The sequence below is a fragment of the Pseudomonas imperatae genome (assembly GCF_057128625.1).
Genome location: NZ_JBSKHP010000085.1, coordinates 1 through 554, shown reverse-complemented (window position 1 = coordinate 554; position 554 = coordinate 1). Strand labels below are relative to the sequence as shown.

Annotated in this window: 1 protein-coding gene; it reads right to left on the bottom strand. The window is 69.1% G+C overall.

What is annotated here, in order from left to right; all coding sequences use genetic code 11:
• On the bottom strand, positions 1-554 hold a 554-nt coding region (locus ACWKWX_RS32725), incomplete at both ends, for a branched-chain amino acid ABC transporter permease (RefSeq protein ID WP_483829943.1).

Genomic DNA, 554 nt, shown 5'->3' with positions numbered 1-554 from the left:
GGTGTAGGGGCGCAGTCCGAGGATCTGCACCCTCTGATCGTTCTCGCGCGCTGCTCGCGCAAGGTGCCCGAGGCGCGAACTGTCGACCCAGAGCGCGACGAGATAGACGAGCACGACCACCACGAGGGCGATCCAGTAGAGGTTTCGGGTGTTCGCGACCCCGAGCAGTGCATCCGGAACCGAGCCGGTCGGGAGGGCGAGTCCCTCTTCGCCTCCGGTGACCTCCTGGTTGCGGCGCACGAGCACGGAGCCTGCCTGGGCGAATGCCAGCGTCACCATCGCGAACGGGATGCCGGTCACCCGCATGCTGATCGCGCCGGTGAGCGCCGCGATCGCGAGGCCGCCGATCAGGGCGATCAGCACGCCCGGCCACAGCGGCACACCGGCGTACTGCAGCACGATGCCGAGGCCGTACGCCCCCGCCCCGAAGTAGAGGGCGTGCCCGAAGGAGAGCAGTCCCGCGGTGCCGAGCAGCATGTTGTACGACAGCGCGAGAGCGGCGAAGACCATGCACAGGGCCATGAGCTGCAGACTGCCCGCCGTGTAGGTGGGCC